The sequence below is a fragment of the Nannocystis punicea genome (genome assembly GCF_026965555.1).
GTDB lineage: Bacteria > Myxococcota_A > Polyangia > Nannocystales > Nannocystaceae > Nannocystis > Nannocystis punicea.
Genome location: NZ_CP114040.1, coordinates 7,673,473 through 7,686,481, shown reverse-complemented (window position 1 = coordinate 7,686,481; position 13,009 = coordinate 7,673,473). Strand labels below are relative to the sequence as shown.

Below are 13,009 nucleotides of genomic sequence, written 5' to 3'. Positions count from 1 at the left end.
CCATCGCGTGAGCGACTCGACGCACAGCACTCGACCCACCACCTTGCGGTCCCCCACTCCGAGCACGCGCCCGGGTCGCGCGGCGTGTTCCGGTTTTCCCTCGAGGAGAGACGACAGATGAATCGCTTTTCAATCCGACTCGGAGCTGCCCTGGTCGCTGGGCTCGTAGCGACGCCCGCCCTCGCAGCTCAGCCGGCCGGTGACGCCGCAGCGCCTGCCGCCGAGCCTGCCCCGGCCGCGGCGACCCCGGCGCCGACGCCCGAAGGTCCTTCGGCCGGCGCCTCGATCTCCGCCGACACGTCGGGCGTGAAGACCGATGCGAAGGCGAGCGGCGGGTCGAGCGGGAAGAAGGCGAAGAAGTCGGGCGACAAGTGTCAGAACGACACCAGCGTCAAGTGGATCCGCCGCTGTCGCCCCGAGCGCAACATGTTCGAGCTCGGCATCTTCGGCGGCATCTTCATGCCTGGTGGTTCGGCGCACGAGTTGTTCGACCCGGTCCGCCAGCTGCAGTCGCTGCAGTCGGGCGGCGAGGAGTTCTGGAAGCCGTACCGCAAGGTCGCGCCCGAGATCGGGGTTCGCTTCGCGTACTTCCCGCTCAGCTTCCTCGGCGGTGAAATCGAGGGCGGCGTGATGCCGACTCACATCACCAACACGGACTCGCCGGACACGCGGGCGATCCTGTTCAACTTCCGCGCTCACCTGATCGGCCAGATCCCGTTCTGGCGCATCACTCCGTTCATCTTGGTCGGCGGCGGCGCCATCGGGACCACCGGCGCGCTCGGCAACGACATCGACGAGTCGACGCACTACGGCGGCGGCGTGAAGTACTACATCTCGCATTACGCGATGCTGCGCCTCGACGTCCGCAACGTCGTCGCGGCCCGCCTCCGCGTCGACAACGGCGCGGTCATCTACCCCGAGGTGCTGCTCGGCCTGTCGCTGACGCTGAACCGCAAGAAGAAGGCGCCGGCGGCCGAGAAGGACAGCGACGGCGACGGCTTCCTCGACAACGCCGACTCGTGTCCGTTCGAGCCGGGCATCGCGCCCGACGGCTGTCCCGAGCGGGACCGCGACGGCGACGGCTTCATGGACAGCCAGGACGCTTGCCCGGATGTCCCCGGCGTCGCGCCCGACGGCTGCCCGCTCAAGGACCGCGACGGCGACGGCTTCCTCGACATCGTCGACAAGTGCCCCGACGATCCGGGCGTCGAGCCGGATGGTTGCCCGATCCCCGACACCGACGGCGACGGCATCCTCGATCCCGACGACAAGTGCCCGACGCAGCCCGAGACCCGCAACGGCTACCAGGACGAGGACGGCTGCCCCGACGAGATCCCGACGGCCCTGGCCAAGTTCACGGGCACGATCAAGGGCATCTACTTCGACCTCGACAAGGCGACGATCAAGCCGAAGTCGCGGCCGGTCCTCGACCGCGCGGTCGCGGTGCTCAAGGAGTTCCCGTCGATCCGCATCGAGATCTCGGGTCACACCGACAGCACGGGCTCGCCCGAGTACAACAAGGTGCTGTCGGGCAAGCGCGCCGCGGCCGTCAAGGACTACCTGGTCGAGCACGGCATCGACACCGCCCGCATCGAGTCGCGCGGCGCCGGCATGGACGAGCCGGTCGACACCAACAAGACCGCGGCCGGTCGCGCCAAGAACCGCCGCATCGAGTTCACGATCCTCGTGCAGTGAACCCCCGCGCGTCGGCCTTCGGTCGGCGCGAAGGAGGAGGCCGCCCCGAGCTCGCTCGCGGCGGCCTTCGCCGTTGGTCGCGCGGCGAGGCGGCGTTGAGTCGCTGTCGATCTGCGAGTCGCGGCGTGCGGCTTCGGGCGCTCGGTCGCAGCGGTGTGACGGCGTGGTGAGGCGGTCTCGCGCGCAAGTCGTTCGTCGTGGTGATGCGAGGCCGCGGCGTGCGGCTGTTCGGCACCATCGCCGTCGCGGCGACGCAGGCGGAGGGCAACGACGCGCGTGGCGAAGGACTTGTGTGACGTTCACGGCGCGTTCGCGCGCTCGCGCGGCAACTTGTCGCGCTTACCACGCTTCGGTAGGATTCGCGGCCCTGGCCCCCTGTCCGCGACAGCGCCGCGGGCCGACAAGGAGTTCGAACATGAACCTGAAGACCGTGCTGAGAATCACCCGCAACGTCGGACTGTGCGCCGCGGTGGCCCTCGTCGCCTGCGACAGCGGCCAGAAGGCCGAGGAGAAGAAGGTCGAGGAGAAGAAGGTCGAGGCCAAGGCCGACGACGCGAAGGCGACAGCGGACGCGAAGGCGGCGGCGGACGCGAAGGCGGCAGCGGACGCGAAGGCGGCGGCGGACGCGAAGGCGGCCGAGGACGCGAAGGCGCTCGAGGCGAAGGCGCCCGAGGGTGACGCGAAGGCGCCGGAGGGTGACGCGAAGGCGGCCGAGGGCGACGCGAAGGCGGCCCCGGCCGACGTGAAGAAGACCGATGCGAAGAAGGCCGAGCCGAAGAAGGCCGAGGACACCTCGGCGAAGATCGACGCGAAGTCGATCTACGACGCCAAGTGCAAGGTCTGCCACGCGCCCGACGGCAAAGGCGCCGAGGCGCAGAAGAAGAACAACATCCCCGACATGTCCGCGAAGGACTGGCAGGGCAAGCACAACAAGGCCGCCGTGGTCAAGGCGATCACCGACGGCGTCGACGGCACCAAGATGAAGGCGTTCAAGGAGAAGCTGTCGAAGGAAGAGATCGACGCGGTCGCCGCCTACGTGAAGAAGATGTAGTCGAGGCGCGAAGGAGCATGGCGCTCGGGACATGTCCCAAGTGCCATGCGACTCCTGGAGCCCGAGAGCGTCCGCGGGCGAGCCGGCGAAGGAAGGGCTCGACGCGGACGCCCTGTGCGTAGCGAGCGGACGGCGAAGGAAGCTCGATGCGGATGCAGTGCGAGCCCCCTCGACGAGGCGTCCGTGGGCGAGCTGGTGACGGGGACGCCTTCGCGGTTACGGCGAGGCCGCGTTCGCAGGGCGGCTAGGCAGCTCGACGCGGATGCCTTCCGCGTTCCCCGAGCGGGGCGTTCGCGGGCGAGTCGACGACGGCAAGGCTCGACGCGGATGCCTTCCGCGTTCCCTGAGCGAGAGGTTCGCGGGCGAGCCGACGACGGCAAGGCTCGACGCGGAAGCTTTCTGCGCGCCCTGAGCGAGGCGTTCGCGGACGAGCCGACGACGGCAAGGCTCGACGCGGAAGCTTTCTGCGCGCCTCGAGCGAGGCGTTCGCTGGCGGCGAAAGATGGTCTGCCGCGGACGCCTGCTGGGTGAAGCAAACGGTGCGAAAGGACATGGCGATCGGAGCATGTCCCGAGCGCCATCCATGACCCCGCCGCTGCAGGAGCGCAGGGAGCTCAGCCGGCGATCCGCGGCAGGCGCAAGGTGAAGCGGACGCCGAGGCCGGCGTTCTCGGCGTCGATGCTGCCGCCGTGCTGATCGGCGACGCGGGCGGCGATCGCCAGGCCGAGGCCGGTGCCTTGCGCGTCGCCGCTGTAGAAGGGCGTGAACAGCTGCGGGCGCTCGGTCTCCAGGAGCGGCGGGCCGTCGTTGTCGAGGACCAGGAGCGCGTGATCGCCGTCGACGCGGGCGGCGATCCGCAGGCGGCCCGGACGACCGGTCGAGGCGATCGCGCGCAGGGCGTTGACGGCGATGTGCAGGCCGAGGCTGGCGAGCTGGTCGCGGTCGCCGCGGATGTCGACGGGCGCGTCGTGCAGGTCGAGCTCGACCTCGACCCGCTTGCCGCGGGCCTCCGCGACGCACAGCTCGGCGACCTGCTCGGCGACGCGGCGGAGGTCGAGGGCGACCAGCTCGCTCGGGCTGGGCCGCGCGAACGACAGGAAGCGCTCGGCGAGCCGCGACAGGCGGCCGAGCTCGGCCACGTGGATGTCCCACATGCGCCGCTCCTCGGCGTCGGGCGGGATGAGCGGGCCGACGACCTCGGCGGTGCCGGCGAGGGCGTGCAGGGGGTTCTTGATCTCGTGCGCGAGGCCGGCGACGACCTCGCCGAGGGCGGAGAGGCGACCGGCGCGCACGAGCTCGCGGGTGAGCCGCTGCTGGTCGGCGAGGGCGCGCTGGAGCTCGCGCCGGCGGCTGCGCTCGCGGTCGGCGAGCAGGCCCGCGGTCGCGCCGACGAGGTTGTAGAGGAGCACCTCGAGCGCCTTGTCGAGGCCGCCGCCGGGGTCGTGGTGGTGCCCGGGCGACAGCGAGAAGGCGTGCGGCAGGTAGACCAGCGAGGACACTGCGGCCGCCAGCAGGCCGCCGCGCAGGCCGTGATCGAAGGCGGCCAGGACGATCGGCAGGTAGTACATGCGCCGCAGCACGTCGTGGGCCCAGTCGTGCTCCATGCCGGTGCCGTAGTGCAGGGCGGTGAAGGCGGCGATCGGCAGCCACACGCGGACAAAGGCGCGCGGCGAGAGCATGGATGGCTCTTCGGGAATGTCGCTCAAGACATGTTCCATCAGACCGGACCGATCGGGCATGTCCGATCGGTCTCGCGCGGCGGGAGGCCGACCGGCGGCGCGGGAGGGGGACGGATCGGTCACGCCTCCTCGGTGTCCCCGGCCCGGGCGGGGAAGTCAATATCCGGCGCTCGCGGCGGCGAAGGGGGCTCGCTCTCGTGGTCGCTCGACGTGGAGGGCGGCGCGGGCGGAGGCGGCGCGCTCGTCGTGCTGGGCCGGCGGCCGGAGCGAGCGACCTCATGATCCGAGCTGCCGCGCGGGAGGATGCCTGCGATCACATGGACGCCGGAGATCTTGCGCGCCTCGAAGGCCTCAATGGGACGACCGGACGACGTCGCGGGTACGCCGCAGCGGGTGACCGGCACCGGGGCTGTGGCGACGACGAGCGAGCGCGGGGCCGGTCGGCTAGGCTGCGGGGACATGTCCGGCGAGGGGCTGCTCTTCATCGAGGACGACGACTCGGGCCGCGAGCTCGGGCTGTTCAACCTGCGCAAGGCCGGCTACGCGGTCGACGGGGCGCGCGACGGGGCCGAGGGGCTGCGGCGGTTCGACCCCGAGCGTCACGCGGTCGTCATCACCGACGTCAAGATGCCCAACGTCGGCGGGCTCGAGGTGCTGCGGGAGATCCGTGGGCGCTCGCCCGAGACGCCGGTGCTGGTGATCACGGCCTACGGCGACGTCGACCTCGCGGTCGCGGCGATGAAGGCGGGGGCGTTCGACTTCATCGGCAAGCCGTTTCACCGCGAGCACCTGTTGTTGACGGTGGCCAAGGCGCTCGAGCGCGGGCGCATGCGGGCCGAGCTGCTCAGCCTGCAGCGGCAGGTCGCGGGGGTGGAGCGGCCGATCGTCGGCCGTTCGTCGGCGATGGCGCGCGCGCTCGACCTCGCCGACCGCGTCGCCCGGGCCGCCGCGCCGGTGCTCGTGACCGGCGAGAGCGGCACCGGCAAGGAGCTGATCGCCAGGCGGATCCACGCCCGCAGCCCGCGACACGCCGGGCCGTTCGTGGCCGTCAACTGCGCGGCGATCCCCGCCGAGTTGCTCGAGTCGGAGCTGTTCGGCCACGTGCGCGGGGCCTTCAGCGGGGCGCTGCGCGACCGCCCGGGCCGGTTCCGCCAGGCCGACGGCGGCACGCTGTTCCTCGACGAGGTCGCGGAGCTGCCGGCGCCGCTGCAGGCCAAGCTGCTGCGCGCGTTGCAGGAGCGGGTGGTCGACGTCGTCGGCAGCGACGTGCCGGTGCCGGTCGACGTGCGCGTGATCGCGGCGACCAACCGCGACCCCGGCGACCTGCGCGGCGACCTGCTGTACCGCCTGCGCGTGGTCGAGATCGAGCTGCCGCCGCTGCGCGAGCGGGTCGAGGACATCCCGCCGCTGGTGCGCCACTTCGTGGCCCGCTTCGCCGGCGGGCGCGACGTCGAGATCCCGGAGGATGTTCTTGCGGACATGTCCTCTCGGGCATGGCCGGGGAACGTGCGCGAGCTCGAGAACGCGTGCGAGCGGGCGGTGATCCTGTGCGCGGGCGAGGTGCTGCGGGTCGAGGACCTGCCGCCGCGGACGGCGGTCGCGCCGGCGGTGGCGGCCGGCGGCGACGAGTGGCTGCCGGCGCTGCCGGAGGACGGGTTGTCGCTGGTCGACCTCGAGAAGCGGGTGATCGAGCGGGTGCTGGCGCTGAAGCGCGGCAACATCACGCAGGCGGCCGCGTACCTGCGGGTGCCGCGGCACGTGCTGTCGTACCGGATGGAGAAGTACGGGCTGCGCCGCGGCGGCTGAGCGAGGTGCCATGTCTGTTGAAACATGTCTTCATGGACATCTCCGCGACGTGGGACTCGCGCGAGAAGAGCGGCGTGGGGCGCCCGGCGGAGCTCGGTCGCGCCTGGCGTGAAAGGTCCGAGGAGGGCAAGTGTCCGTCCACGTGTTCGTGGCGAGGGCTGCGCCGGGATCTCAGCGCCTGCGTCGATCGGCAGCGCGGTCGAGGCCGGCAGGGACGGACGGCGAGGCGGTGATCGCCAGCACTGGCGGCGGGCGTCCGCGCCGCGAGATGTCGCGGCAGCGCCGGCGTGGTGGTCGATCTGCAGCGTCGACGATCGCGGCGCGCGGCCTGTCGGCGCGAGGGTAGCTCACGGCGATCCCGCACGCGCGAGGGCGTGTGCGCGAAAAGCGCGAAGGCGCGCGCCGTGCTACGGTCCGCCGCATGAGCTCGATGATCATCGGGATCGCCGGCGGTAGCGGATCGGGCAAGACGACCGTGGCGCGCAAGATCGCCGACTCTCTTCCGCCCGAAGGTGTCACGATCATCGAGCACGACGCGTACTACCGCGACCGCGCCGACCTCACCTACGAGGAGCGCTGTCACATCAACTTCGACCACCCGGAGTCGCTCGAGACGGAGCTGCTGGTCGAGCACATCGTCGCGCTCAAGGCCGGGCGCCGCGTGGCGGTGCCCGCGTACGACTTCAAGACGCACCGCCGGCTGCCCGAGCCGCGGTGGGTCGAGTCGACGCCGGTGGTGGTGGTCGAGGGCATCATGGTGCTGGTCGACCCGCGCCTGCGGACGGAGCTCGACATCAAGCTGTTCGTCGACACCGACCCCGACATCCGCATCTTTCGCCGGATCCGCCGCGACATCGAGCAGCGCGGGCGCACCTTCGAGGCCGTGCGCGAGCAGTACTACCGCCACGTGCGACCGATGCACCTGCAATTCGTCGAGCCGTCGAAGCGCCGCGCCGACCTCATCATCCCCGAGGGCGGCGACAACCGGGTCGCGCTCGACCTGGTGGTGTCGAAGCTGCGCAGCGTGATCGAGCAGAGCCGCCGCGACGCGCGATAATCGAGGCGGCCGCGAGGCGCGAAAATCGACGGCGAGTGAACGCTGTTAGTGGGCGGCCCGGCGGTCGACGTCGTCGTCGGCGCTGTGCCATCCTGCACAGCCGTGGCGGGCTTCTTCGCATCCTCTCGTAACAGGCGCTGGCTCGGTCTCGGTGTGCTGCTCCTGGCGGCCAGTTCGGCGACCGCGGTGGCGATCGTCAAGCCGTGGAAGAAGCCGCCGCCGGTGCAGTCGGAGCGGCTCGGCGCCAACCTCGAGCTGGCCGCCGGCGAGGTGCTGCTGACGACCGCGTCGGGCGGCGAGCGGCTGCTGTCGCGCACGCCGCTGCCGGAGACGGCCGAGCTGTCCACAGGGCCAGGTGCGCGCGCGCTGATCCGCCTGAGCGACGGCTCGCGGGTGTTCCTGCGCGACGGCACGAAGGTGAAGATCGCCGGCGGCGTCGCCCTGCAGGAGGGCCAGATCTGGGTCGAGGCGCCGCCGCTCGAGGAGGGCCAGAAGGCGGTCGTGCACACCGTCGGCGACGCCGAGGTGTCGCTGTCGGCGGGCGGGGCGAGCCTGTCCTTCGAGTCAGGTCAGGCGCAGGTCTACGTCGCCGAGGGGCTGGCGATCGTCAGCGCGGCGGGCGGTCGCGCCGAGGTCGAGGCGGGCGAGCGGGCGACGGTGAAGGGCGGGGCGCCGACGGTCGAGCCGGTGGCGTTCTGGGACGACTGGACCGGCGGGATGGGCGACCGCGCGGGCGGGGGCATCCGCGCGGGTGCGGGCTCGGGGGCGCTGTACGCGGTCGACCGCGCGGCGCCGCCGGGCACGCCGGCGCTGCCGCTGTCGATCCAGCGCCAGACGGTGCGGGTGGCGCTCGAGGACGAGATCGCCGAGACCCTGGTCGACCAGCGGTTCTTTAACCCGTCGGGCACCGTGGTCGAGGGCTGGTACTGGTTCACGGTCCCCGAGGATGCTCTTTTGGTCAGCTTCGCCCTCGAGACCAACGGTCAGCTGGTCGAGGGCGAGATCGTCGAGCGCAAGCAGGCCGCGGCGACCTACGAGGCGGCGGTGCGGCGCGACAACGATCCGGCGCTGCTCGAGTGGATCGACGCGCGCACGGTGCGGGCGCGCATCTATCCGGTGCCGCCGGCGGGCGAGCGGCGGGTGGTGCTGCGCTACCAGCAGCTGCTGGCCGAGAGCGAGGGCAAGCGCCGCTACAGCTACCCGCTGGCGGCCCCGCGCGGGCGCGAGGCCGCCAGCATCGAGGAGTTCTCGCTCGAGGTGCAGCTGCGCCGCGGGCTCGAGAAGGACTACGACCTGGCGACGCTCGGCGAGGCGCGGGTGTCGACCGATGGCCGGCAGGTGACGATGCGCCGCTCGGGTTACACGCCGCGCGCGGACTTCGAGCTCGAGCTGACGCGCAAGCCCGACAAGTCGCGGGTGCCGCTGCGCGCCAATCGCTTCGGCGCGGGCGGCGATCAGGCGAGCTACGTGATGGTCCGCTACGCGCCCGACCTCGACCTGGCGAAGCTGCCGGCGCCGCGCGGCGACGTGGTGGTGGTGGTCGACACCTCGGCGGCCGGCGATCCGTCGGAGCAGCAGACCAAGCTGGCGGTGGCCGAGGCGCTGCTGCGCAGCCTGTCGGCGGGCGACAAGTTCGCGGTGATGAGCGCCGACGTCGCCGCGAAGGTGCTCTATCCCGAAGAGGGGCTGGCGGAGGCGACGCCCGAGGCGATCAGCGCGGCGCTCGAGCGCGTCGCGGCGCACGCGGCCGGCGGGGCGACCGACCTCGGGGCGATCTTCGAGCAGGCGCTGGCGCGCGTGCACGGGCTCGAGCAACCGGCGTTGGTGTACGTCGGCGACGGCCTGGCGACGTCGGGCGAGCGCAGCGGCGACGCGCTGGCCGAGCGGCTGCGGCGATCGATGACCGGCTCGCGCGCGCGGCTGTTCACCGTCGGCGTCGGCTCGGAGATCGACGCGGCGATGCTGGGCCGCCTGGCCCGGGTCGGCGGCGGCGAGGCGCTGCGGGTCGAGGGGCCCGAGCAGGCGGTGGTGCGCGCGCTCGAGCTGTCGGGCGCGCTCAAGACCCCGACGATCACCGACCTCGAGCTCGGCCTCGGCGAGGGCCTCGACGACGTGTTCGTCAGCGCCGGCGGCAAGCTGTCCCGCGGGCAAGAATTGGTGCTGTTGGCGCGCACGCACCACGACCTGCCCGACAAGGTGTCGATCTCCGGTCGGCTCGGCGGCGAGGCGTTTACCAGGGAGTATCCGCTCGAGTACGTCGGCGGCTCGCTCGACCGCCTGGTGCCCAAGCTGTGGGCCGCGGCCTACGTCGAGCGCCTGCTCGGCGACAGCCGCGGGCTCGAGGCGGTGCGCGGCAAGATCCTCGCGCTCGGGCTCGAGTACGGCCTCATGACCCCGTTCACCTCGTTCCTCGCGCTCGACAGCGAGGCGGCCTACGCCCAGCAGGGCATCCAGCGCCGCCGCCGCGAGCTCGGCGGGCTGCAGCTGATCGCCGACGCGACCTGGCTCAAGGAACAGGAACCGAAGAGCAGCCGGATCGTCGGCATGATCGCGGCCGCCGCGTCGGCGCCGTTCGGCTGCAACAGCGCCGGCGATCACGCGCCGCCGCCGACGATCGAGCGCAGGGAGGAGCGGGTCGCCAACGGGGCGGCGCCGACGCCGGTGTCCGCGTCGGCGAGCACGCCCGCGGACGCGCAGCAGGCCCCGATGGCGAAGTCCGAGCCGCCGCCGCCGCCTTCGCCCGCGCCGGTGGCCCCGGGTGGCGGCGAAGGGATGGGCGGGCTCGCCAACACCGAGTCGTCGGTCGACGCCGAGAAGCTGGCGTTCGCCGAGGAAGCGGCGCCGCGAGACGAGGACTTCGAGAGGCCGCGGGAGCCGATGGTCGACGCGCGCGGCTCGGGTCTGTCGAAGGACAGGCCGAGCACGACCAAGGCCGGGGGGAAGCGCGACGACCTCGATCGCAACGCGGCGCCGCGGCCGCCGGCGAAGGTGCCGCCGCCGGTGGTCTCGCCGGTGCCGCGCGGGCTCAAGTTGCCGTGCTCGGACGCGGCGGCGCGCAGCCTGGCTCACCGCCGGATCTTGTGGCAGAAGCGACTGGCTGACCGTTCGGACATGTTCTCTGCGCTCAACGCCTACGAGGCGGCCGCGGGCAGCTGCGAGATCGGCGGGTGGAAGGACCAGCGGGTGTTCCTGCAGCTGCTGCACGAGCGGGCGGCGACCGAGGCCGACATCGGCCTGCTGCTCGGGCACTTCGCCGGCGAGCCCGACGCGCGCAACTACCTGGCGCGCGGGCTGCTGCGCCGGCTGGTCGACCAGGGGCTGATCGGCGCGGTCGAGCGGGCGATGTTCGGCGCGGGGGTCGACTGGAACGACCTCGATCGACAGCTGCAGCTGGTGGTCGGGGCCGACGCGCCGACGCGCAAGCTGCAGCTGGTGCAGGCGGCGCTGCAGCGCAGCCCGGGCGACCCGCAGGGCGAGCGGCGGCTCATCCAGCTGCTGAGCGAGCAGGGCAAGCTCGAGGAGGCCCTGGCCCGCGGCCGCACGCTGCGCGAGCAGGGGCTGATGACGCCGGTGCTGGCGCAGCAGATCGGCGAGGTGTTCGTCGCCCACGAGCAGGTCGACGAGGCCCAGCGGATCTTCTCGGAGATCGTCGAGTTCGACGCCGACAACCCGCAGAGCCGCGCGCTGCTCGGCGACATCTTCTTGCGTCACGGGTGGTTCGAGCGGGCTTACCGGCAGTACGAAGATCTGGTGGCGATCCGGCCCGACGATCCGACGGCGTCGATCCGGCTCGCGCGGGCGGCGGCGGGCGCGGGTCGGACCGACGAGGCGCTGCGGATCTTGCGACAAGTGGCGGCCGGCGAGGGGCGCCCGGGGGCCGACGATCCGCGACGGTTCGCCCGCCTGCACGCGGCGGTGCTGCTGGCCCGCCTGCTGGCCGCGCCCGACGCGAAGATCCCCGAGGCCAGCGTGGCCCGCGAGCTCGGGCGCCTGCAGCTGTTCGCAGGGGCGTCGAGCTGGACGTTCCTCGTGTGGGACGACCTCGGCGTGCGCCTCGCGCTCACCGCCGATCCGTCGGCGCCGCTCGCGGGAGATGTCGCCGACGCCGGGGTCACCGGGCTGTTCGCGGTCCAGCTGCCGGCCGGCGGGGGGCCGCCGCTGCAGGTCCGACATCAGGGCTACACCCTCGGCAGACCGGTGAGCTACGAAAGAATCACCGTCCACTTCGACGGCAAGGCGTTCAAGGTCGAGCGCGAGAGCGGCCGGATCGCCGCCGGAGACGCCGCAGCGGCCGCGGTGGCGGCAGCCGGCGGGTGAGCACGGTCGCACGCGGGCGCGGACAGGACGGGCGGGCCGCCGTGGTATATCCCCGGTCCGCGGCGAACCGCGCCAACGGCCTATTTGGCCAGGACACCTCACGGAAAGCGACAGGGCGATGGCTGAAGCGATCAAAATGAACGACAAGGGCCTGCAGGTCCCCGACCAACCGATCATCCCGTTCATCGAGGGTGACGGCACGGGTGCCGACATCTGGGCCGCCTCGGTGCGCGTGTTCGATGCCGCGGTCGCGCGGGCCTACGGCGGCAAGCGCAGCATCGCCTGGCGCGAGGTGCTGGCCGGCGAGAAGGCGTTCAAGCAGACCGGCAACTGGCTGCCGCAAGAGACCCTCGACCTGTTCCGCGACTACCTCGTCGGCATCAAGGGCCCGCTGACCACCCCGGTCGGCGGCGGCATCCGCAGCCTCAACGTCGCGCTGCGCCAGATCCTCGACCTCTACACCTGCCTGCGCCCGGTCCGTTACTTCGCCGGCGTGCCCTCGCCGGTGAAGCGGCCCGAGGCGACCGACATGGTCATCTTCCGCGAGAACACCGAGGACATCTACGCGGGCATCGAATTCCAGCAGGGCACCGAGGACGCGGCGAAGTTCAAGAAGCTGTTCTCGGAGGCGTTCCCGGCCCTCTACAAGAAGGTCCGCTTCCCCGACACGGCCGGCTTCGGCGTCAAGCCGGTGTCGATCGAGGGCACCGAGCGCCTCGTCCGCGCGGCCATCAACCACGCGCTGCAGTACAAGCTGCCGAGCGTCACGCTGGTCCACAAGGGCAACATCATGAAGTTCACCGAGGGTGGCTTCCGCGACTGGGGCTACGCCCTGGCCCGCAAGGAGTACGGCGCGGTCGACCTCGACGGCGGGCCCTGGCAGGTGATCCAGCGCGGCGACCACAAGCTGGTGATCAAGGACGCGATCGCCGACGCGTTCCTGCAGCAGATCCTGACCCGCCCCGACGAGTACTCGGTGGTCGCCACGCTCAACCTCAACGGCGACTACATCTCCGACGCGCTCGCGGCCCAGGTCGGCGGCATCGGCATCGCGCCGGGCGGCAACATCAACTACGTCAGCGGCCACGCGATCTTCGAGGCGACCCACGGGACCGCGCCGAAGTACGCCGGCCAGGACAAGGTCAACCCCGGCTCGGTCATCCTCTCGGGCGAGATGATGTTCCGCTACATGGGCTGGAACGAGGCGGCCGACCTCATCATCCTCGGGGTCGAGCGCGCGATCGCGGCCAAGACCGTGACCTACGACTTCCATCGCATGATGGAGGGCGCGACGCTGAAGAAGTGCAGCGAGTTCGGCGACGAGATCATCAAGCACATCCAGGACGCGCCGAAGTCGGCGGCCTGAGAGGTTCTGAGCGTCGATCTTCGCCCCCGTGGCGCTCC

General features: G+C 71.9%; 7 protein-coding genes. 6 read left to right on the top strand and 1 reads right to left on the bottom strand.

Annotation, left to right across the window (positions count from 1 at the left end; translation table 11 throughout):
* Positions 1-117: 117 nt before the first annotated feature.
* Together O0S08_RS29515 and O0S08_RS29510 are read left to right on the top strand one after the other, a co-directional pair.
* Positions 118-1,695 (top strand): OmpA family protein, encoded by a 1,578-nt coding sequence (locus O0S08_RS29515; protein ID WP_269032678.1) that lies wholly within the window; start codon positions 118-120, stop codon positions 1,693-1,695.
* A gap of 415 nt (positions 1,696-2,110) precedes the next feature.
* Positions 2,111-2,746 (top strand): c-type cytochrome, encoded by a 636-nt coding sequence (locus O0S08_RS29510; protein WP_269032677.1) that lies wholly within the window; start codon positions 2,111-2,113, stop codon positions 2,744-2,746.
* A 614-nt stretch (positions 2,747-3,360) separates the two neighbouring features.
* Here O0S08_RS29510 and O0S08_RS29505 read toward each other — a convergent pair.
* Positions 3,361-4,425 carry a sensor histidine kinase gene (locus O0S08_RS29505; protein ID WP_269032676.1) on the bottom strand — a complete coding sequence of 355 codons (1,065 nt, stop codon included), beginning with the start codon at positions 4,423-4,425 and terminating at the stop codon, positions 3,361-3,363.
* A gap of 459 nt (positions 4,426-4,884) precedes the next feature.
* Here O0S08_RS29505 and O0S08_RS29500 point away from each other — a divergent pair, with 459 nt between their 5' ends.
* From O0S08_RS29500 to icd, 4 genes are all read left to right on the top strand, one after another.
* Positions 4,885-6,231, top strand: coding sequence for a sigma-54-dependent transcriptional regulator (locus O0S08_RS29500; RefSeq protein WP_269032675.1), 1,347 nt, complete (start codon positions 4,885-4,887; stop codon positions 6,229-6,231).
* Positions 6,232-6,652: 421 nt separating this feature from the next.
* Positions 6,653-7,288, top strand: a complete 636-nt coding sequence (gene udk, locus O0S08_RS29495; protein ID WP_269032674.1) for a uridine kinase — start codon at positions 6,653-6,655, stop codon at positions 7,286-7,288.
* 153 nt (positions 7,289-7,441) lie between these two features.
* A complete protein-coding gene (locus O0S08_RS29490; RefSeq protein WP_269032673.1) occupies positions 7,442-11,605 on the top strand; it encodes a VIT domain-containing protein in 4,164 nt (1,387 codons plus the stop codon).
* A gap of 136 nt (positions 11,606-11,741) precedes the next feature.
* Positions 11,742-12,971 (top strand): NADP-dependent isocitrate dehydrogenase, encoded by a 1,230-nt coding sequence (icd, locus tag O0S08_RS29485; protein WP_371879502.1) that lies wholly within the window; start codon positions 11,742-11,744, stop codon positions 12,969-12,971.
* Positions 12,972-13,009: the final 38 nt, after the last annotated feature.